Below are 23,351 nucleotides of genomic sequence, written 5' to 3'. Positions count from 1 at the left end.
CAAGTAATGCCGCCCCTTATTCCTGGCCGGGTCACCCCCTGCCTTTGTTTAAATACCTACTTATTAATATCATTTTTTGCCATTACAAAAAGCATTGTTTTACTTTGGGTAATATAACCGTTGTATGAAAAAAATACTCTCCCTACTAATTGCTGTCAATTGTACAATTATTGTATTTGCACAGCCACATTACGATGCCTTGTTTGAAAATCCTGCCATCCAGGAAATTAACAGAATGCCCATGCGGGCCAATTATTTTCCCTACGAAAATGAAGCATTGGCCGCCAAAGGAGATACGGCACACTCCAACCGCTATTTATCCATAAACGGCATGTGGAAATTTATGTGGGTAAAAAACCCGGCATTATTACCACAGGATTTCTACTCTCTGCAATACAATGCCAGCAGCTGGGGCGAGTTTCCGGTACCCGCCAACTGGGAATTTAAAGGTTTTGGAACGCCCATTTACACCAATATACCTTACGAATTTTCGCCTAAAAAACCTAACCCGCCAGATATACCAGATAGTATTGATCAACCAACTGCCGGGTACAGAAAATCATTTATGCTTCCGGTTCAATGGAAGGGTATGAAAGTGTATTTACACCTGGGTGCTGTAAAATCTGCATTCAGGCTATATGTAAATGGCAAAGAAGTTGGTCTGGGTAAAGACAGTAAACTGGAAAGTGAATTTGACATTACTGATTATGTAAAAGAAGGCGACAATCTAATTGCCATGGAAGTAAGGCGCTGGACAGATGGCAGTTATTTGGAATGCCAGGATATGTGGCGTTTAAGCGGTATCAGCAGAGATTGCTATTTATATGCCCGCCCACAAACACATTTGTACGATTATTTTGCCAAACCTTCCCTTACCAATCAGTTTAAAGATGGCAACCTGGATATTGAAGTACAGGCGTGGAACGAAAGCACCGAAGCAAAAAACAATTATGCAGTACAGGTAAAACTGATTGATGAAAATGGAGTTGTGATAATAGATACCTTGCAAAAAACATTTGGTTTAAAACGCATCAATGGTAGTAAAACAGAACTCCATTTCCATAACCAATTTGCAGGTGCCAAAGCATGGACAGCCGAAATACCTACCCTGTATACCCTGCAGATTTGCCTGCTAAATGAGAAAAAAATACCTGTGGAAGTAATTAATAAAAAAATTGGGTTTAGGAATGTCGAAATTAAAAATGGCCAGCTATTGGTGAATGGTAAAGCCATTTATATAAAAGGGGTAAACAGGCATGAAAGTGACCCGTATAGCAATCAGGTAATTAGCCGCGAAAGAATGCTGCAGGATATTACTGAAATGAAAAAAATGAATATCAATGCAGTACGTAACAGCCACTATCCTGATGATGACTATTGGTACGACCTGTGTAATGAATACGGTTTATACATGGTGGATGAAGCCAATATAGAATCGCATGGTATGGGCTATGATATTGATAAAACGCTGGCCAATAACCCTGTTTGGGAACAGGCACATTTAATACGTATGAAACGCATGGTTTTACGGGATAAAAACAATCCTTGTATTATTATGTGGAGCATGGGTAATGAAGCTGGCAATGGTTATAATTTTTATCAGGGCTACCATCTGATAAAAGGTATGGATGCCTCAAGACCTATACACTACGAAAGAGCTGAACTGGAATGGAACTCAGATGTTTATTGCCCCATGTATCCATCGCCCAACGAATTGGTGAGGTATGCCACTAACAACCCTACCAAGCCTTTGATCATGTGCGAATATGCACATGCCATGGGTAATACCGATGGCAACTTTAAAGAGTATTGGGACATTATTGAACGCTATCCTTCCTTACAGGGTGGTTTTATTTGGGATTGGGTAGATCAGGGAATGTATCTGGAAAAAAATGGCAAACAGGTTTGGGGTTATGGCGGCGATTGGGGACCACCGGGCACGCCTAGCGATAACAACTTTTTATGTAATGGCCTTGTAAACCCGATACGTAGTTGGAACCCACACGCATACGAAGTGCGTAAAGTGTACCAATACATAAAAATGAACTTACAGAACGATAAAAAAACGGTTGACATAAAAAATACTTACAGCTTTAAATCGCTTGACAATTTTTATTATACCTGGCAATTACTAAAACAGGGTAAAGAAATTGCCAGTGGCAATCTGGCCGTTCAAAGTTTGGCACCAGGGCAAACAGTATCTATACAAATACCTTATACCCTTCCGACTGCAAATGATGAATATTATTTGAGGGTTACGGCCATTACCAAAGCTGATGAAGGCCTGATAAAAGCCAATACACCATTGGCATGGGATGAATTTAAACTTACAGAGAGAACTAATTTTGCCTACAGCCCTTCTGCCAAAAAAATAAATCAGGCTACCATGCCCGATGGATCTTTACAATTAAGCAATAAAAGTTTTACTGCTGCATTTGATAAAAATGGCAATTTTATATCCTTTAAACTGGGTAATAAAACCATATTCAATAAAGGGCCGCAAATAAATTTTTGGCGCCCACCAAACGACAATGATTTTGGTGCTGGTTTGCAAAAGAGAATGTTTGAATGGAAAGATGCCGGCAACAATGCCGTATTAACAAGTATGAAAGCCAGCACCCAAAATGCTGAAGGCTGGCTAATTGTTACTGTAGAAAAAACGCTATTAAATGGCGATGCATCTTTAACACAGGAATTTGCATTTGATGGTACCGGAGCTATAAAAGTAACGAACACTTTCAATGCCATTAAAGGCAAACACACTATGCTGTTTAAATTTGGTAACCATCTGCAATTAACGGTTGATTTGATAAACGTAGAATGGTATGGCCGCGGACCGGTAGAGAATTATTGGGATAGAAAAGCTGCTGCGTTTATAGGGGATTATAACGGCTTGATTAAAGACCAGTACTACCCTTATATACGCCCTCAGGAAAGCGGTAATAAAACAGATATCCGCTGGGCAAAACTTACCCGTAAAGATGGCACCGGCATTATGATTGCAGCTACCGATACCTTATTAAACTTAAATGTATTGCCTTATGCCCCAGATCAGTTATATCCGGGGCCCGAAAAATTGCAAACACATAGCGGCGAACTGGAGTACGATGCCAGCATACATCTTGATATAGACCTGCAGCAAATGGGTGTTGGTGGTATCAATAGCTGGGGCGAATGGCCACTGGATAAATACCGCTTGCCTTATACCAAATATGTTTACAGTTATTTAATACTACCTATAAGCAAATAGTAAATATCTTACCTTCCTGAAATGATTATTATGCCATTACTAAATGTGTATAATAATCATTTTTAGTGTATGCTTAAAACCACCATATGAGTAACGATATTATACTGCAAATAAGTAACCGAATCAAGGAAAAAAGAAAAGACCAGAAAATAACACTGGAAGCACTTGCCAAAGATGTTGGTGTTACCAAAGGTTTAATTTCGCAGATAGAAAATAGCCGTACTGTACCATCGCTGGCAGTTTTATTAAGCATCATAAAATCTTTACATGTAGACCTTAACGATTTCTTTGACAACCTGGCAACAGAAGCCTCCAACGAACCACTTGTAATAAAAGCCTCAGAACATCAGTTGTTTGAAAAAGAGTTTACCAAAGGCTCGCAGTATTATCGCATTACCTCTTTTAAAATTAATAACAGGCTGGTAGATATTGTTTTGTACAAACAATCTCAGGACTCAGAAAAAGGTTATGTTTCTACAGAAGCCCACGAGTTTAATTATATGCTAAAAGGTATTGCCAAATATACCATCGAAGGCAAAGAATATATACTGGAAACAGGCGACTCATTTTACTACGATGCACGCCAGCAGCACCTTACACAATGCCTTAGCACCGAGCCCTACGAAATGTTGGTCATCTATTTCTTTGACGAAAAGTAAAACCGGTATCAGTTTAATTATATGTATTGACCCGGCAACAGAATAGTAATATAGCTTTACTTGCGTCGCACACTTTTACTCTAGAATAATTATGGGCTTTTGCAAATATGTAAAAGCCCAAATTGGTACAGAAAGCACAAGTGTGCGACGCAAGTAAAGCCGCATATGGTACCTCAGCCTGGCTAAAACATTTTTATTGCACTATTGCCTTTTTGCGTTGGCTGGTATGCGCACTAAAATAGCCTAACACACCACCGCTAATATTAGTATCGGGGTTTGCCGGCGTGGTAGCGTTTGATTGTACTTCGGTTAAAGCAGTAAAATAGCGGAAAATATTTTTATCAATACATTGCATTTCTATTTCAATAGTATCGCCAATGGCTATGGTACTATCCGTTTGAATTAACGGCCGGGTACTTATGCCGTTGTTGGTAAAATTATCGTCCCACACCCAAATATTGGGATAACGAACACCATTTATTTTTTCAATAAACTTATAATAATCACCAAAGCCTGCGGGATCGGTATATTGAGGTTTTACAATCCAGATGGTTTCGTTGCCAAAAATAATTTGTTCAAATAGCAGTGTATCCAAATTGGTTTGTTTGGGCATAACAGAAGTTGCGGTATAGGCATTTCCATTCACAGCAACATTGAGGGTATAGCTGCGGCCAGGTACGCCCGTTAAATCATCGTTAGTATACTCGCCGGGGCTTTGCTCTGCTAAGGTATAACTGGTACCAAGATTATCTGTAATAGAAACAACAGCCCCGCTAACCGCCGGGAAACTATTGCCGCTGCCAAATTGTACACTTTTGGAAATATTTACCACTGCGCCGGCACTATTGCTAACATTGCCTTCAATTACCAATTGCGGATCAGCATTTTTAAGATCAACATTTATTTGTTTGGTACACGAAACAGCTATTGCAGTTATAAAAGCGATTAGAAATATTTTTTTCATGACTGTTATATTATCCAGTTAAGCGGGTTGATGTTTATTAAAATTTAAAGTTCCAGGTAATGCTGGGCACAAACCTGAAAAGTGCTGTTTGCTCAGCAATGGTTTTTGTTTTATCATTAGGATCATCTTTAAATGTAATGGTATAGGCATTTTCACGGCCATAGGCATTATACAATCCAAATGTCCAGCTGCTTTGGTATTTACGTTTTGTATTCTTTTTATTTTCTACAGTGGCGGCAATATCCAGTCGGTGGTAAGCAGGCATTCTATATCCGTTACGCTCGGTATATAAAAAAATGGTTTGTTCGTTTACAAAGTATTTTCCACTGGGGAATGTTACGGCATTACCCGTACTATATACAAATGTGCTGGATAAGGTCCACCTTGGGGTTAATTTATAAATGCCAACCACACTTAGGTCGTGGGTTCTATCCTGTCTTGCATTAAAATATTGGCCGTTATTTATTTCATCAAACTGGCGTTCGGTTTTAGAAAGCGTATAACCAATCCATCCATTTAAGCGACCAGTTTTTTTCTTTACAAAAAACTCAATGCCATATGCACGGCCTTTGCCATATAATAATTCACTTTCCACATTATCGTTTGCCTGCAAGCTGGCGCCATTGCGGTAATCTATTTGGTTTTGTAAACTTTTATAATAGGTTTCTACGCTGTACTCATACACATTATTAGCTGAGTTTTGGTAGTAACCCAATGCAAACTGATCAGCAATTTCTGGTTGTACATTATTGGTGCTGGGCAGCCATAAATCAGTTGGGGTAGAGCTGGTGGCATTGCTTAATAAATGCAGGTTTTGTACATTTCGGTTGTAAGACAGCTTTAGGGATTTTTGTGTGGTTAGCTGATAGCTGGCACTAAAGCGGGGCTCAATATTCCAGTAGCTGGCTACTTTTTCACCACTGCCATAAGTTAATGTATCAATGGTATTGCCATTGGCATCGTACTGGTAATAATTACCGGGACCTGTAGCGGTAAGGTTACTTAGTCTAAGGCCATACACTATATTGGTTTTTTCTCCAAGTGCAAGCTCATGCGAACCGTACAATGCACTTTCCCAGGAATAGCGGCTTTGTATAACGCTGCTTTTTACATTGGATGTGGCTTCTGCTTCAATACGGCCCGGAGACACATTGTGCCTAATGATATTACCACCAAATTTTATCTTACTGTTGTTATTTATAAAGTAATCAAAATCCTGCTTTAAATTAACGTCCTGTATTTGCGAGGTAATTATAAACTTATCAGTACCAGATTTTATTTTTATTTTATAACTATAGTCACTATAAATAACAGAGGTATTGCTGAATATTTTATTGCTTACAATATGGTTCCAGCGCAATGTGGCAGTTTTATTACCCCAGTCGGTACTAAAGGTTTCACCAAAGCCCAATACATCCCTGCCAAAGTAACCGGAGAGATACAACCTGTCTTTTTTACCCAGGGTATAATTGGCTTTCAGGTTAAGATCGTAAAAATAAATACGGTTGTTTTTTAATGATGAATCAGAAGATAATTTCAAAAACATATCAGCATAAGATCTTCTGCCACTAATTATAAAAGAACCTTTGTCTTTTACAATTGGTCCTTCAATATTCAGGCGGGAGGAAATAAGGCCTAAACCGCCACTAACATCATAATCCTTATTATTACCATCTTTCATTTTAATATCTACCACGCTTGATAACCTGCCGCCATATTGCGCCGGCATGCCTCCTTTATACAAGGTAACATCCTTAATGGCATCCGAGTTAAAGGTGGAGAAAAAGCCAAGCAGGTGCGCTGCATTATATACGGGTGCTTCATCAAGCAATATCAGGTTTTGATCGGCACCGCCACCACGTACATAAAAACCGCTATTGCCTTCACCGGCACTTTTAATGCCCGGTAATAACTGTATACTTTTCAGCAAATCCCTCTCACCTAACAAAACAGGTAACTGGTTTATTTCGCTGATATTAATTTTCTCCACACCCATTAAAGGCTTGGTAATATTGTCATTCTTTCTTCTGTTGCTTACCACCACATCCTGCAATTTTGCCTGATTATCTAATTCAATATTTAAACGCTGGTTGGCACTTAGTGTAATATTTAATTGCACCGTTTCATAACCCACATAACTGGCCAATAAACTATAATTTCCGGCAGGTACTGTTAGCGAAAAAAAACCATATGAATTGGTAACCGTACCCCCATTAAGTTCCTGAAGTTTAATAGCTGCGCCAATTAGTGACTCACCTGTTTTTTTATCTTTTATATTACCACTAATGGTAAATTTTTGTTGTGCATATGCTGCTACCTGAAACAATAGCATAAAAATTAAAACCGGAAATACTAAAATACTTGCCTTATACTGTTTTGTTTGCATGCCTTTTTATTTAAATACAATTGCTGTTACAACGCCGCAAAGATACCGCCCAATATATTTTTTACCCTATAATCCCTGTTGATGGAAATGCATTTATATAAGCGGTAATATTTGTTACTGGCTTATTAACAAACCAACAGGTAAATGGTTACAAGAAAATGTTAATAGCTATTAGCCCATCTATTATCCTATGGGCAACTTTACTTGCGTCGCACACTTGTACAGCAGTATTACTATGCAACAATATCAACAGCCCAATTAATAAATACAGCTGAAGGGCTGCGGGATTGCAGTGAAAAGCCCGCAACGAACATAGTGAGTGAGGACTTGTAACGGAAAGCCCGGCATTAGTTACCATATGACATTAGATGGTAGCCCCAAAATGATTTGTTGGTAAAAAGCTGTTACGAGTATACTTCAGTGTTAACAATAAAAAATGCCGGTTAAACTGCCTGTATTTAGCAAAATTTAAGTCCAGCAAATACATATTTAAATTAATTTTATATCTGTATATAATTTCAACTCTTTTGGAGTATAAAAAATCCAATACTTTCTGTTAACCTGCCTAACAGTTTTGCGACCAAAGATTTTATACACCAAAACAAAATACAATGTACCCTTCTGTTTCAACCAAAACAATGTTTTGCTGCCTGCTTTTTTATATAGGAAGTACTAGCTGCAACAAACAAATTGAAAAGCAACCTGTAAGCAGTCAACAATCCGCGTCTCTTACAAATGAAAAACCCAATATCATTTTAATAATGGCCGATGATATTGGATACGAAGTGCCCACATATTCCGGCGGCCAGTCTTATACAACACCCAATATTGATGCACTGGCACAAAGTGGCATGCAGTTTACCCATTGCCTTACAGCACCACTTTGTTCACCTTCCAGGGTTATGCTCCTTACCGGTAAATATAACTTTAGAAATTATATTGGCTGGGGCCTAATAGACACCAGTCAGCATACCATTGCCAATCTTTTACAGGATGCGGGCTATGCAACCTGTGTTGCAGGCAAATGGCAGCTGGATGGTGGCGGTGCTGCCGCACATAAAACCGGCTTTGATAGCTATCTTTTGTTTTTACCATTTACACCGGCAACAGTTGCAGAAGAAAATGCAGAAAATAATTACCGGTATAAAAACCCGCATTTATACCAAAACAATGCATTTCTGCCCGATTCGGTAACCAATGGCAAATATGCCGATGATATGTTTACCGATTTTATAAAATCTTTTATTGATAGTACATCCGCAGTTAATAAGCCATTTTTTGTTTACTACCCTATGAGCTTATGCCACCTGCCCTTTTCGCCTACACCCGATGATCCGGAATATGCAACATGGGTAAATGGCACAAAAACCAATAATACCTACTTCCCTTCCATGGTAAAATATATGGATAAAAAAGTAGGTGAACTGGTAAGTTTTGTACAAGCGAAAGGGATTGCAGAAAATACAGTTATTATTTTTATTAGTGATAATGGAACACCAAAAGGCATTACTTCATTATTCAGGGGAAAATTAGTAGATGGTGGTAAAGGTACCCCCATTGAATATGGCATACATGTGCCTTTTATTATTAAATGGCCCGATCATATTAACCCGGGAACAGTAAATGAGAACCTGATTAACTTACCCGATTTTATGCCAACCCTGGCATCAATTGCCGGCACACAAATGCCATTTAACGGACAGATATATGATGGAGTAGATTTTAATAGTTCCTTTTATAATTCTACCAATGCATTACGTACCTGGAGTTTTTGCCATTCGCAGCCATACGCAAACAGCAAACTGATACGCTGGGCACAAACAAATACTTATAAATTATATGATAGTATTAATAAAAGCAAATTTGTAAATATTGCTGTAGATACACTGGAAGTAATCCCAATTTTAACCAAAAATCTTACTACCGAACAAAAACAAATAAAACAACAATTACAATCGGTTTTAAATACCATGCATAATTAGTATGGCTCGTATTTTTTACTGGGCCTGTTAATAATATCAAAGGGGCAATGCACTGCCCCTTTGATATTCAATTTTACTGTATTTAAAGTATTTTATTGCGCCCATATTTTTCCGGTACTCACATTATGGCAACTGTTACAAGCACCTGTTGTAATGCTGGTTGACATATAATTGGTGCTGGTACTTCCGGTTACGCTTGGGTAGAGCGGTGTGGTTAAATCAATAGGTTCTGTGGTATAAAAATTACCCAGCCCATCTACCTGAATAGTGTATTTCAATGTACCCGTTCCATCCATACCGGTATAAAGATTAATGGTGGCATTTTTAACCGTGTTGGTTTGGGTATCATCGTATACGGTACCTGCCACATTAAACCAGCCTTCACCCTCGCCGCCGCTTTTATGACAATTCATACAATTCTGGCCAATATTATGGCTTTCTGTTTCGTTATACCTGCTAATTTTTGTGCTATTACCACCTTCTTTTTCACAAGAGGTGATGAATACAATAATGGCTGCTACCAGGCTAATTAATACAACTGTCTTTTTCATGACGCATTGGTTTATTTAAAGGATATCATTATAAAAAATAATATTTCATTGCACATGCATTTCTTCAAGAAAAGAAACGTATTTATATCTGCAATATTTTAGGGAGATTGAGCCGTAAAGGTACTGTACATTAAGGCAGGATATGCATGATTTAACCTGTAATTATGATTTTATACATACACCAAATCGCTAAATATGGAAATGCTATTTGGTAGTAAAAAAGCCGAATTCATATATGTTGCAAAAATTGAAACGGCAATTAATAATAATAAGGTAATTTTTGTACCAGGCACAGGAACTTTCCATCAGGCAGCCGTTGCGTCGCACACTTGTACTACAGAAAACAATGCAGCTTTTACAACAGCAATTTAATAACCTGTTGTACTTTTGGCAAATAAATAACCATTTAGCAGTATGAAAAAAACAGTAATTACATTAGCACTATGCACCATCGTTTTATTTGCCTGCAACCAAAGTGCCGATAAAACAGCAGCAACAAAAGATACAACCGCTATGACAACAGTTGATACAACTGTTAGCAACAATCTTAGCTCGCTTACGCTGGCAGCAGATAAGGATAAGGTTTGCGGCATGCCTATTTCTGCGGGCTTGGGTGATACCTCCCTGTATAAAGGTGCCATTTATGGCTTTTGCAGCAAAGAATGTAAAGACGAATTTTTGAAAAACCCCGATGGCTACCTCGCTCAGAAATAATTAATTGCCGGTTTTAAGTCCTAAATCAATATTGGGCAGGCGCTAATTTGCACCTGCCCAATATTAGTTTCTACATTCGCAACTATAGGCAAGAATGAATGTTATATTTTTGCGCCTCAAAAAATGGAGCATAATTGCTTTGCTTTTATGCTGAGCAAAATCCCGAACGCACAAGTGTGCGACGCAAGAGGCGTTTAATGCCTGTACCTGCGCCGGGCTCCAAATACGATAAAATAATATGGCAAAAATTGCAATTAATATAGCTACCGGCAGTTTACAACAGGAAGAAATGATTGTGGGTATTGATTTGGGCACTACCAATAGTTTGGTGGCTATTATACACCCCGAGACCAAAAAACCGGTTGCATTGAAGGAACATGACAGCAGCAGCCTGGTACCAAGTGTAATACACTTTACCCAACATGGCGAAGTTATTGTTGGTGAAGCGGCCAAACAATACCTGGAAACCGACCCTGCCAACACCATTTTTAGCGCCAAAAGGTTAATGGGCAAAAGCTATAATGACATTAAAAATAACGCCAACTTTTTTACCTATAAAGTAATTGACGATAACACAGAAAGCCTGGTAAAAGTACAGGTGGGTAATAAGTTTTATTCGCCTATTGATTTATCGTCGTTTATATTAAAGGAACTAAAACAACGTGCTGAACATATCTTAAAAACACCGGTTACAAAAGCTGTAATTACTGTACCGGCATATTTTAATGATGCACAACGGCAGGCTACCCGTGATGCAGGTAAACTGGCCGGCCTGGATGTGCTGCGCATTGTAAACGAACCTACAGCAGCAAGTTTGGCTTATGGACTTGGCTTACATAAGGAGGAAGAAAAAACTATTGCCGTATACGATTTGGGTGGTGGCACATTTGATATATCTATTCTGCGCATAACAGCAGGTATTTTTGAAGTGCTTAGCACCAATGGTGATACCTATTTGGGCGGAGATGATTTTGACAGGGTAATTGTACAATACTGGATGCAGCAATTTGGTATAACCGAAGCAGACCTGCACCTGAATAAAGAATTGGCCCAAACCCTGCGTTTACGTGCCGAAGATGCAAAAAAGCATTTAAGTAATCATGACCATTTTAGTGTTGAAAGTAACGGCGATACCTTAACGCTTGACAGAATCGTTTTTGAAACATTGATTGCACCATTAATTACCCGAACCATACAATGCTGTACCAATGCATTAAGCGATGCAGGCCTTACCGCAGCAGAAATTGAAACTGTGGTAATGGTGGGTGGCAGTACCCGTGTACCTGCGGTTAAAGAAGCCGTAAGTGCATTTTTTAAACAGCCAGTAAATGACACAGTTAACCCGGACGAAGTGGTGGCATTAGGCGCAGCTGTACAGGCTGATATACTGGCTGGTAATAACAAAGATTTTTTACTACTGGATATTACACCCCTTAGTTTAGGTATTGAAACCATGGGTGGCTTAATGGATGTGCTAATACCCCGAAATACCAAAATACCTACAAAAGCAGGGCGACAATATACTACCCAAAAAGATGGACAAAGCGGTTTACGCATTTCCGTGTATCAGGGGGAAAGAGATTTGGTAAAGGATAACCGTAAACTAGCCGAATTTAACTTAAGTGGTATACCGGCCATGCCTGCTGGTTTTCCGAAAATTGAGATAAACTTCTTTATAAATGCGGACGGTATTTTGCTGGTAAAAGCAAAAGAGCTAAGAAGTGGAATTGAACAAAGTATTGAAGTAAAATCACAATACGGCATTAGCGATGAGGAAGTAGAAAAAATGTTGCTGGATAGTATTACACATGCCAAAGATGATATTAAAATAAGGGCCCTGGTAGAAGCCCGCACCGAAGGTGAACAGATATTGCAAACAACTGAAAAATTCCTGGTAAAAAACAGTACACTTTTAACCCAAACAGAAATTACAGAAACAGCTGCTGCCATGCAGGCATTGCAACTGGCTTTAACCATGGAGGATAAAGACCTGATACACCAGAAAATTGAAGCTTTAAACGCCATTTCAACCCCTTTTGCAGAAAGAGTAATGGATGTAGCCATTGGTGAAGCGTTGAAAGGCAAATCAATTTAAATACTATGTTTGCTGTATGACAGCAAAGCGATTTTACAATTTAGATGGTCTGCGTTTTTTTGCTGCCATATTTGTTGTATTGGGCCATGCAGAAATAATTAAAGAGAAATTTGGGTTGCCTTCTTTTTACCAAACCCCTTTTTTTAGCAATGCAGGGCCAATTGCCGTTACCTTCTTTTTTGTGTTAAGTGGCTTTTTAATTACTTATTTGCTGCTTATTGAAAAACAACAATGCCAGCCCGGTAAACGCATTAATATCTTCAGGTTTTATAAAAACCGTATGTTACGCATATGGCCATTGTATTATAGTTTACTACTATTGATTTTTTTCGTGTTCCCATTTATCCCATTATTTCAATACCCTGGTTATGATGGCAGTTTTCCAAAAAACGAACTCACTGCCCTTGGGTATTATCTTGGCTTTATGCCCAACTTTGCCGATCATAATTTTGGGAATGTGCTGTATTTTGGCCAAACATGGTCACTGGGGGTTGAGGAGTTTTTTTATCTCTGCTTTCCTGTAGGATTGTATCTGTTGCCCTATAAAAAATTGTTGCCATTTTTTGTGGCATTAACGGCTGTATCGATTGCTATTACAGGTATTTCAAAAAACTGGTGTAATGGCAACGATACCGGACTTTCTATGTTATGTATCTACATTTCCCGTTATAAAATTTATGCATTTGCTGCAGGTGCCATAGCAGCTTATGGCTACCTGCAAGCACCAGAAATTAAAGTAGTTCAAACACAAAAAAAGCTTATTGGCAAAATGGCCATCTTGCTGTTTATCATCATGCTGGCATTGGTATTATCGGGTACAAGTTTTGGCATGTTTACCCACCTGATATATACGGTTTTATTTGCCGGCTTTTTATTTGGTGCTACGGTTAGCAATATAAAATTGCATTTATTAAATAATGCCATGGTGGTGTATGCAGGTAAAATCTCTTATGGCATTTATATGTTACACCCACTGGCAATTGTATTGTGCGTAAAGCTGCTGTATATAAATACAGGCAATGCAATTATAACTACCCTACTGTTTTCGGCAAGCACTATTATGGTTACTATCATCATGGCCATGATTTCTTATGCAGTGATAGAAAAACCATTTTTGTACCGTAAAAAACTTACTCTTATCCAACACATAAATACAACAGCCAATTAATATTGACCTGGCTGTATAAACAAACACAGGCTTTACTTGCGTCGCACACTTGTACTGCAGAATATATCCCTGCAGTTAACTAATAGCTTGCAATTATAAGCCCTATTAAGAGCTAGACGCACAAGAGTGCGACGCAAGTAAAGCTGCGCAAAGTACTTTTGCCCGGCTCCTACTCATGTATTTATTTGCTGATTGGCAAAGAATGCTTTGGAGTATTTAACTTTACCCATAACCCATTACAACTATGCATAAGCAACATTATATGATGCTATTTTTTACAGTGCTGATAGCAGCATTGGCATTGTATTGTTATAACCCGTGGCTACTGTATTTTCAAAACGATGATTTTATACATATTCCTTTAAGCGCACAGGGCACCATTTTTCAGCACAATAGTTTTCGCCCCTTGTGCGACTTATCCATCATGCTTGACTTTAAACTTTTTGGCACCAATGCAGCAGGCTATCATTGCACCAATCTATTGCTGCATATAGCTTGCAGCGTATTGGTATATTTTTTAATGCAGGCAGTAACTATTATTTATTTTAACAGAGAGCAATGGTTTTATGCCTACTTATCAGCAGTTTTATTTTTTGTATATGCCATGCACAGCGAACCTGTTTTTTGGATTCTTGGCCGGTCTGCCATGCTGGGTACCTTGTTTGCCTTACTATTTTTGTTATACTTTTTAAAAAGACAAAAATCCAATAAACACCTGGCCCTTGCCACCATTTTTTTATGCATGGGTTTGTTAAGTTACGAATCGTGTTGGGTACTGCCCTTATTGGCTTTTATAATAGTGTTAGCAGATATTAACACCGGAAAAACAACCAAAGCATCAGGCATAAAAAATTTGATTTTGGTATGGATGGTATTTATAATTTATCTCTTGTTAAGATATGCCGTTATACATGAAATTGCCGGCAACTACGAAGCAGCATTGTTGTATAAAGCTGATGTATTTGCCCTTTGTAAAAATTATATTTTATTAATTACTAGAAGTTTTATCACACCTTTTGACCAATATCCTATCTTGCCCATTGCATGCATTGTTTGCGGGGCAATTTTGGCTATAGTATATATTGGGTTAATTGCAACACAACGCAAGAAAATCAATTTATTATTGCTTTGTTTTCTAATTTGCCTGTTACCTTATTGCTCTTTAGGTATTGATACGCATGGCACTGAAGGCGAACGTTTTTTGTATTTGCCTATTGTTATTATATGTATTACCGCAGGAATACTTTTTACCATTTCAACTATAAAGATTGGTTATAAAATGACTGGCATAGGTTTATTATTGGTAGTTCATCTGATTGCATTACTTTGTATAACGCCCAATTATCGTTTTGCAGGTGCAATCAACAAACAATTAGTACGCGCCCTAAATGAAACGGGTAATAAAACGCATACCATAATTGCAGCCGGTGTGCCACAGGCACAATATGGCGCCCTTATTTTACGGGAAGGTTTACCAGAAATGATTCACTGGTTATGCAATGATAAAGGCAGCGATACAGTAATAATATGTTCTCAAAGAAACGAGACATTGCCATTGCGTTTTCCATATTCTATTCATAAAACGGGGCAAATGAGCTGGCCTTGCAGCAATGCACCAATAATTGATGCCACAACTATACTACTAAACTTCACAGATACGGCATTACTAATTAGCCATTAGCAGACCATTCTATTTATTTGATTAGCTCAATGCCCTTAACTCCATAATAATTTTTCAGAATATCAATGGAGTATGGCGTAGCAAGATCATCCTCAAAAAAAAGCAAGGAAGGTTTTTGAGATACCAGCTGTACAAGTGTTTTAGAGGATTGCCCATAATTGGTTTGGATTTGAGCCTCCAATGCTTTTTCGTAAGTGGGTAAAATGGCAATTGTATTTTCTTCAGCTGCTTTTTTAAGCAACTCTGTCCGGTTATTCAGGATAGCATGGTAAACCGGTGCTGCAATTAAACTCTTTATACTTTCCGCAAAAAAACTGTTTGCCAAAATTCCTATGCACAGTATGGTATACACTAAAATTTTACCAACAGGTGCATCTAACCATATGGCATTTAAATGAAATTCTGTTTTGGCACCAAATAAAATGGCACTAAAATACAAGGCGAATAATACTATATATACAACACCATTTAAATACCTTTCAGGCACCATCCCACCCTTTAATGCTATTACAGGCAATGCAACACTTACCATTAAAAACCCAAAAACCAAAACCGGCAACATCCACATTTTTTTTGCAAATTGCCCATACCAATATTGCTGCTGCAATTGCGCTTTTAGTTTATGGCCACATATAAAAAAGGCAACGCATATCATCCAGTTCAAAGGGCTTTTACAAATGGACCATCCTATTTCTGACACAAGAAAAACAATAGCAGTAATACCTGTGAATATACCCTTTGGTTCAATTCTTTCTGCACGTACTTCGTTGCCATTCGCCAGCAATACAACTAAGGCAGATACAATAAATAAGGCAGGCAATACTATTTTTTGAAAGTATCCTGTTTTTGCAGGAGTACTTACATAATAAAAAAGCCCCAGTATAAAAAACTGTGCCATTAAAAAAAGCTCGTTAAACCCATTAATCCCCATTACCAGTATACTTATTAGCAGGGCAGCAATTGTTGTTGAGCCAGCTTTTTTAGTATAGCAAAACCAAATCATACCCGCCAGCTGCATTTGCAGCAGAATTAAAGGCAACTGATACGTTATGGCACTGCTGTACCAAAATAAAAATGTAGCAGGTTCAGGAACCGAAATTAAACCCGCCACCAATAACACCAATGCAATAACTACAATTTGTAAAATACTTAGGATTTGCTTTAAAAAATATCGATTGATGGTATGTAACAATATAATAAGCGATCCAATATTCAGTACTAATAATACAATCGTGTGCAGGTAATAATGCTCAAAAATAAAATTATTCAATGCAGGCAATGCACCAGCTAATGTTGCCGAAAACCTGCCGCCACATTCAGTATACACATACTGCTGGTATTTTACAAGTCCTAATTGTTGCAAATGAAATCCACAAAAATAATCATCCGTGCTGGGAGCATTAAAAAAAGGCAACACAAATAATGGCACAAAAAACACCATTAACACAGCGGCAAAAATTATTTTTATTACCAATAATAATTTTGAGTATATAACATGTTTATCGGTCATCATTTCCCGCATGTGTATTGTATTTATACAGCTTATAAACCGGTCATCCGCTGAATGTACTTGCCAATGATATCAAATTCAATATTTACTGTTGTGCCGGCAAATACCTGTTGCATATTGGTATGCGTAAAAGTATATGGAATTATGGCCACAGAAAAAGTATCAACTCCTGCATTAAACACGGTAAGACTAATTCCATTTATGGCAATAGAGCCTTTTTCAATCACCAGTTTATTAAATTGTTCAGGAAATCGAAACCGGTATTCCCAACTACCATTCATATCATTCCGCTCCTCACAAATAGCCGTAGCATCTACATGTCCCTGTACAATATGGCCATCCAATCTGCCATTCATTATCATGCAACGTTCCAGATTTACGGTGTCACCCTGCTCCCATTTACCCAAATTCGTTTTTTCCAAAGTTTCCTCAATGGCAGTTACCCGGTGCATTCCATCTTCAATGGCTTCAACGGTAAGGCAAACGCCATTATGACTAAGGCTTTGATCAACTTTTAATTCATCGCTTATTGCACTCTTAATCCAAAATGTTTTATTGGTACCTGCAGTTACAACCCGCACCACTACTCCGGTATTTTCTATAATTCCTGTAAACATGCCTGCAATTTATATGATTTAGATGACGCTTTCAACACATGGCAAATCCTGTGCAATGATAATTTTTAGGTAACCAGCAGCTCATTTCATGGCATCACCGCTTGCCACGCTCGGTTCGGGGTTCCACTTTTATGGCAGCAATAGGGTTTGTTCAATATCATTATCATAAAAACAATTGTATCTATTTTTAAAAGCACTTATTCCTTATTCATTCTTGCAGCCCGCTTATATTTGTTGCAGCTATTCATTTTTATATCATCGCAGCAATAAAAAAGTGCAAAAAAACAAACAGTTTATTAGTTGGATTATTACCACAAAACCCTTGCTGGTATTACTGGCTTTATGGTTAACAATGCAATTGATTTTACTATTCAGCTTTGGTATAGTTACTACCAACGAAGCCACCAAATATAGTGGCGAAGCGCAGCAGCTACTACAAACGGGCCACTTTAGCGAGTTGAAATACATTTTTTATAGCGTATATATTTTGCTGCATGTATTGTTTTACCAATTGGGTTTTGAAACTACCGGTGTGTATGCGATACAGCTATGCCTTAATCTGATAGGCATGTTTTGCTTTTATAAAACCATATTGCGCAAAACCGGAAGTAACATCTCCGCTTTTATTGGCACTGCCTTACTAATTATCTGCTACTCCTGGCAATATTGGACGGTATATTTATACACAGAATCAATATTTTGTAGTTTAATACTTATTTTTTCTTACCTGCTTTTTGGCATAGCCTCCACCTCTTTTAAGCGTTATGCAGGAATAGTTTTATTATTATTGCTTATTATGTTTTCAAGGCCAACAGGTATGTATACGCTGCCTGTATTAGGATTAACCGGTTTATTTGTTTTGATAAAAGCCAGAAAATGGTGGTTGGCTGCACTTTTTTCGGTGGCCAGTTTGGTGGTGTTTATACTGCTGGTAAATTTTGCCATGCAATCTGGCTCCAGTTTCGATTTTATGAAACCCTTACTGGAACATAATGTACTGTGTTATATTCCCTACAACAGTTCTGAAACTGTAAGTAATATGCCAGTTGCAGAGAATAACCTGTTGGGCATCTGGCATTTTATTGTTCAAAACCCGGGTACTTTTTTTCAGCTGGCCTGTTTAAAAGCGCTTTCTTTTTGGGGCATGACGAGAACCTATTATTCCACCCTGCACAATGCCTGGCTGATAGGCTTTTTTTACCCGCTCTATTTTTTTGCGGGTATTGGTTTACGCAGCTTGTTTAAAACGGCTGCTGTTTTTGCTGGCTATATTAGTTGCTTATTGATTGTGTTTACCCTAAGTGTTATGCTAACCTGCGATGACTGGAATAACCGTTTTAATATGCCTATTATTCCCTTTGTTGTATTGCTGTCGGGGATTGGTTTGTATACCACTTTTAAAATAAGGCCAGGTTTACATAAAAAACTGCAATAGCTAATTTGCCATTGCAGTATATATTTTCTTGCTTTGTTATTGATGCCATACCAACCGAACGATGAACGTAATGCGACGCAACGGCAGCTTCATATTGATGCTTAGTTTGCCACCAACAACCACTTAATTAAGCCGAGTTTCTGCTGGCATTAATAATTCCAAAGGAGCAGCGCATGGCCAGCTTACCGTAGGTATCTTTAATGGGTGCTGCTACCAATTGCTCTTCCATTTCTCTTACCTTGGTTAATGCATATTGTTGTATGGTAGCCAATGGTAAAACGATGCGTTCACGCATACTTATTGACATTTGATCTACCGGATAACTACCCATTAGCTCTGCCTGTCCAGATAGTTTTAGCACGTATTTTATGGTTAATTCGTACTCGTTATAAGCCATATTCCATATTTCCCCATACCGTGGGTGGTTTGCCAAATAAGCCGTTAATGGGAAATAACATTTTTTCATGGCCATTTCGCAGTTATCCATTAAGGTTCTAAAGAAAAGGGAGTGTTTATACAGGTCTTGCACTTTTTTCCATTTCCCGGCTTCATCTAATTTTTTAAGCGCAGTGCCCACCCCATAATAACCTGTTACATTTTGTTTTAACTGGCTCCATGCACCTACATAAGGTATGGCGCGGAGATCGTTTAACGTTAGCTTACTGGTACCACCTCTTTTTGCAGGGCGGCTGCCGATATTGGTTTCGGCATAAAAACGCAGCGGACTAACATGCGCCAGATATTCTACAAAATAAGGATGCTCTTTTAATTCTTTATAAGATGCATAACTATCATCTGCCAGGGTTTGTATCAATGCCCGGTCATCATCGCCCAAATTAACTTCTTTGCTGGCAAATAAGGCATTAGAAATACCGGCATGCATTAATTGCTCAATATTAAACTTAGCAGAATCTATGGTGCCAAAATTTGAACTAACTGTTTGTCCCTGTACAGTTAACTGAATTTCTTTATTAGAAATTTCTTTACCCATAGAAGCATAGAATTTATGGGTTTTGCCACCTCCACGGGCAGGAGGACCGCCGCGGCCATCAAAAAACACCACATCTACTCCATAGGTTTTAGAAATACGGGTAAGTTCTTCTTTGGCTTTATAAATACCCCAGTTGGCCATTAAATAGCCCCCATCTTTGGTACCATCGCTAAAGCCCAGCATAATGGTTTGCAGTTTACCTCTTCTCTGTAAATGTTTGCTATAAACAGGGTTGCTGTATAAAGCCTTCATTACCGAAGCTGCATTTTCCAGATCTTCAATGGTTTCAAATAAAGGCACAATATCAACGCTGATATCAGTTTCCTTCCAGCCGGTTAAAATAAACAGGCTGTATACTTCCATTACATTTAATGCACAGGTACAATGGCTAATAATATATCGGTGGCAACCCGCTTCCCCATTTAACCGCTGAATGGTTTTAATGGTTTGGGTGCAAATAAGGGTATCGTTGGCAATAGACTTATCAAAACTAAATCCTTCCGGCAAAGCAGTTAGTTTGGTTAAAGCCCCAATTTTTTCGTTTTCGCTTAACTCATCATAATTTTCTGGTAAGCCGGCATTTTTTTCTGCAATAGCACTATATAAGGCTTCATGCACTGAGCTGTCCTGCCTTATATCAAGTGATGCAAAGTATAAACCAAATATTTCCACCTTACTAATCAGGCTATCCAATAAGTGTAAAAACAATCCATTGTGTTGCTCAATCAACACTTTACGTGCATCGGTAAGCACAGTTAGTATATCTTTTTGGCTAATACCGGCATCTTCACCCGGCACAAAAAGGTTGGCATACAGGGTATCTTCGAGTGCGGCAATTTTTTCTTCTACGCCTTTAAATGTAAGCCTGCGTTTTATTCTGCGTACATCCAAATAATAACATTTAAGTATCCCGTTGCGCAAAGCTTCGGCCACTTTTAATGTAGTATCAGTAGTAACAAACGGGTTACCATCTCTATCGCCACCAGGCCAAAAACCCATACGTATAATTGGGTTGGCTGCATTTACCAAATCGGGGTATTCATTCTTAATACTCATTAAAATTTTACCCGATGCTGGGTAAAATACATTTTCCAAAAACCACAGCAAACTAATGGCTTCATCGTAAGGCGTTGGTTTTTGCTTTTTTAAGAAAGGCGTTTTACCCAATTGCTGTAAATACATATTAATAAGGGCCGCATTCTCTTCATTTAATGCCTTAGACAAGTCATTGATGATTCCCAATACTTCCCCGGGATAAAACTGAGTGGGGTGAGCAGTAAGCACCAACCTAACAGAAAAATCCTTTAATTTTTCGGCCAGTTGTTCCTGGGTTTGCGTTTGCTGCACTTCGCTTTGCAAATGCTTTAGCGTACCCGTACCATTCAGGTCGTTCACCTGTTTAAAAGCTGAATCTTCCAGCGCATCAAATAACACTACCTGCCGCTCGGTATACTGAATAAAACGAAATAGTAAATCAAGCCCTTCCTGCTCTTTGCGGTAGCTGGTATATTGCGATAAAAAGCTATCCACAATTTCTACCGGACTTTGGTTTTTTCTAAAACCCTCTTCACAATGAATCAGAAAAAGCGAAAGCAATACACCCGTTTTCTCAATCCTATGAAAAGGCAGAGAAGTAAACAGGCTATTGTATAATTGAAACCTGATACCTACCAGGTTTCTGAATTGCTGCAAGGCGTTATTAGAATAGCTTTCCATTTTGCTATTGATTTTTAAATTTTATGCAGACAATCGTTAGAAGAGCCATGAAGATAGCAAATAAATGTATTTCTGATTAAAGATTATCAAAAATGAAAGTAGTTATTTCAATAACAAACATTCATCAGTGTAATTCAAATTTAAAAATGATGTACCCGGCAATCAAATAACTATTAAGCTTTACTTGCGTCGCACTCTTGTACGGCTGCCTATAATGGCGGCTTTAATTGCACAGTTTAAATTTTCCTTGTCTGTAAAACGGCGCCAGTAAATAAACGGGTAATCATGCTTCCACTTAGATAATCTTATACAAAATCAAAATTTACTCCTCCCTATTCTTTTCCAATGGTAATAAGAGTATATTTGAACCTAACAATTGTTAGCCATGAACTTCCAGCCAGATGAACTTACACAGCATATAGCGCAATCCACCCGGGATTTTGCGCAGCAACATATAAAACCCTTTGTAATGGAGTGGGACGAAACGCAGGTGTTTCCCCTACCCGTTTTTAAAGCCATGGGCAAACTGGGTATGATGGGTGTATTGGTACCCGAAAAATATGGCGGTGCAGGCTTAGGCTATTTTGAGTACAAAACCATAATTGTAGAAATAGCAAAAGTATGTGGTGCCATTGGTTTAAGCCTGGCGGCTCATAATTCATTGTGCACAGCCCATATCCTGGCTTTTGGTAACGAGGAACAAAAGCAAAACTATCTGCCAAATTTAGCGAATGGCACATGGATTGGCGCCTGGGGCCTGACTGAACCCAATACCGGCAGCGATGCAGGCAATATGCAATGCACGGCAACGCTACAAGGCAACAACTGGATACTCAATGGTACCAAATGCTGGATTACCCATGGCAAATCAGGAGATATTGCCGTAGTAATTGCCCGTACCGGCGCACCTCGCACCAAAAATAATTCCACTGCATTTGTGGTTAGCCGTAAAACACTGGGTTTTATGGCAGGTAAAAAGGAAAATAAACTGGGTATGCGTGCCAGCGAAACCACCGAAATGATTTTTGATAATTGCATCATTCCCGATACACAAAGGCTGGGCGCCGTTGGGGATGGTTTTAAACAAGCCATGAAGGTATTGGATGGTGGCAGAATTTCTATTGCCTCGCTGGCATTGGGCATTGCCAAAGGCGCTTATGAAGCGGCATTACAATATGCCAAAGAAAGAGAGCAATTTAACCAGCCTATTGCCAATTTCCAGGGCATTAGTTTTAAACTGGCCGATATGGCTACCGAAATTATGGCGGCAGAGTTATTGATAGATAAAGCCTGCGATTTAAAAAACAAACACCTGCCGGTTACGCAGGTAGCTGCCATGGCCAAATATTACGCCAGTGAAATAAGTGTAAAAACCGCCAATGATGCGGTGCAAATTTTTGGTGGCTATGGCTATACTAAAGATTTCCCCGTAGAAAAATTTTACCGCGATGCCAAGCTATGTACCATTGGCGAGGGCACATCCGAAATACAGAAAATAGTTATTGCCAGAGAAAGTTTGCAGTAGCAGTATGATTAGCCCATCTTTTTATCGTTAATCTACATCCTTGCGTCGCACACTTGTGCTGCAGAATTGCTATTGGCTGTTTGCTAAAAGCTAAAAGCCCATTCATG

16 protein-coding genes are annotated in these 23,351 nt (G+C 38.6%); 10 read left to right on the top strand and 6 right to left on the bottom strand.

Annotation, left to right across the window (positions count from 1 at the left end; all coding sequences use genetic code 11):
• Positions 1 to 124 precede the first annotated feature (124 nt).
• Positions 125 to 3,250 (top strand): glycoside hydrolase family 2 TIM barrel-domain containing protein, encoded by a 3,126-nt coding sequence (locus GD597_RS12895; RefSeq protein ID WP_171608279.1) that lies wholly within the window; start codon positions 125 to 127, stop codon positions 3,248 to 3,250.
• Between the two features lie 86 nt (positions 3,251 to 3,336).
• Complete coding sequence (locus tag GD597_RS12890) at positions 3,337 to 3,909, top strand: helix-turn-helix domain-containing protein (RefSeq protein WP_171608278.1); 573 nt, start codon at positions 3,337 to 3,339, stop codon at positions 3,907 to 3,909.
• Between the two features lie 193 nt (positions 3,910 to 4,102).
• Here the strand turns inward: GD597_RS12890 and GD597_RS12885 are convergent, their stop codons facing one another.
• Together GD597_RS12885 and GD597_RS12880 are read right to left on the bottom strand one after the other, a co-directional pair.
• Entirely contained in the window at positions 4,103 to 4,873 is a 771-nt protein-coding gene (locus tag GD597_RS12885; protein WP_171608277.1) for a DUF4249 domain-containing protein, read from the bottom strand.
• A gap of 37 nt (positions 4,874 to 4,910) precedes the next feature.
• Entirely contained in the window at positions 4,911 to 7,259 is a 2,349-nt protein-coding gene (locus tag GD597_RS12880) for a TonB-dependent receptor (protein ID WP_171608276.1), read from the bottom strand.
• 611 nt (positions 7,260 to 7,870) lie between these two features.
• On the opposite strand from GD597_RS12880, the gene GD597_RS12875 reads away from it, so the two are divergent.
• On the top strand, positions 7,871 to 9,241 hold the full coding sequence (locus GD597_RS12875; protein WP_171608275.1) for a sulfatase-like hydrolase/transferase: 1,371 nt from the start codon (positions 7,871 to 7,873) through the stop codon (positions 9,239 to 9,241).
• A 92-nt stretch (positions 9,242 to 9,333) separates the two neighbouring features.
• Here GD597_RS12875 and GD597_RS12870 read toward each other — a convergent pair whose 3' ends face one another.
• Complete coding sequence (locus GD597_RS12870; protein ID WP_171608274.1) at positions 9,334 to 9,792, bottom strand: hypothetical protein; 459 nt, start codon at positions 9,790 to 9,792, stop codon at positions 9,334 to 9,336.
• Between the two features lie 195 nt (positions 9,793 to 9,987).
• Here GD597_RS12870 and GD597_RS12865 point away from each other — a divergent pair, with 195 nt between their 5' ends.
• From GD597_RS12865 to GD597_RS12845, 5 genes are all read left to right on the top strand, one after another.
• Positions 9,988 to 10,164, top strand: coding sequence for a hypothetical protein (locus GD597_RS12865; protein WP_171608273.1), 177 nt, complete (start codon positions 9,988 to 9,990; stop codon positions 10,162 to 10,164).
• Between the two features lie 42 nt (positions 10,165 to 10,206).
• Positions 10,207 to 10,506 carry a YHS domain-containing protein gene (locus GD597_RS12860; RefSeq protein ID WP_171608272.1) on the top strand — a complete coding sequence of 100 codons (300 nt, stop codon included), beginning with the start codon at positions 10,207 to 10,209 and terminating at the stop codon, positions 10,504 to 10,506.
• Positions 10,507 to 10,744: 238 nt separating this feature from the next.
• Positions 10,745 to 12,601 (top strand): Fe-S protein assembly chaperone HscA, encoded by a 1,857-nt coding sequence (gene hscA, locus GD597_RS12855; RefSeq protein ID WP_171608271.1) that lies wholly within the window; start codon positions 10,745 to 10,747, stop codon positions 12,599 to 12,601.
• A 16-nt stretch (positions 12,602 to 12,617) separates the two neighbouring features.
• On the top strand, positions 12,618 to 13,769 hold the full coding sequence (locus tag GD597_RS12850; RefSeq protein WP_171608270.1) for an acyltransferase family protein: 1,152 nt from the start codon (positions 12,618 to 12,620) through the stop codon (positions 13,767 to 13,769).
• Between the two features lie 262 nt (positions 13,770 to 14,031).
• Complete coding sequence (locus GD597_RS12845) at positions 14,032 to 15,450, top strand: hypothetical protein (RefSeq protein ID WP_171608269.1); 1,419 nt, start codon at positions 14,032 to 14,034, stop codon at positions 15,448 to 15,450.
• A gap of 13 nt (positions 15,451 to 15,463) precedes the next feature.
• On the opposite strand, the gene GD597_RS12840 is transcribed toward GD597_RS12845, so the two are convergent.
• On the bottom strand, positions 15,464 to 16,972 hold the full coding sequence (locus GD597_RS12840; RefSeq protein WP_171608268.1) for a hypothetical protein: 1,509 nt from the start codon (positions 16,970 to 16,972) through the stop codon (positions 15,464 to 15,466).
• Between the two features lie 20 nt (positions 16,973 to 16,992).
• Positions 16,993 to 17,577, bottom strand: a complete 585-nt coding sequence (locus GD597_RS12835; protein ID WP_171608267.1) for a riboflavin synthase — start codon at positions 17,575 to 17,577, stop codon at positions 16,993 to 16,995.
• Between the two features lie 274 nt (positions 17,578 to 17,851).
• Here GD597_RS12835 and GD597_RS12830 point away from each other — a divergent pair, with 274 nt between their 5' ends.
• A complete protein-coding gene (locus GD597_RS12830) occupies positions 17,852 to 19,012 on the top strand; it encodes a hypothetical protein (RefSeq protein WP_171608266.1) in 1,161 nt (386 codons plus the stop codon).
• 127 nt (positions 19,013 to 19,139) lie between these two features.
• On the opposite strand, the gene GD597_RS12825 is transcribed toward GD597_RS12830, so the two are convergent.
• Positions 19,140 to 21,719: a phosphoenolpyruvate carboxylase gene (locus GD597_RS12825; RefSeq protein ID WP_171608265.1), complete on the bottom strand. Its 2,580-nt coding sequence runs from the start codon at positions 21,717 to 21,719 to the stop codon at positions 19,140 to 19,142.
• Between the two features lie 385 nt (positions 21,720 to 22,104).
• On the opposite strand from GD597_RS12825, the gene GD597_RS12820 reads away from it, so the two are divergent.
• Positions 22,105 to 23,244, top strand: coding sequence for an acyl-CoA dehydrogenase family protein (locus tag GD597_RS12820; RefSeq protein WP_171608264.1), 1,140 nt, complete (start codon positions 22,105 to 22,107; stop codon positions 23,242 to 23,244).
• The last annotated feature ends 107 nt before the right edge of the window (positions 23,245 to 23,351 follow it).

The sequence above is a fragment of the Limnovirga soli genome (assembly GCF_013106755.1).
In the GTDB taxonomy this organism is placed as follows: Bacteria; Bacteroidota; Bacteroidia; order Chitinophagales; family Chitinophagaceae; genus Limnovirga; species Limnovirga soli.
The sequence above is the reverse complement of the archived record's forward strand: the minus strand, read 5'-3'. Positions and strand labels throughout refer to the sequence as shown.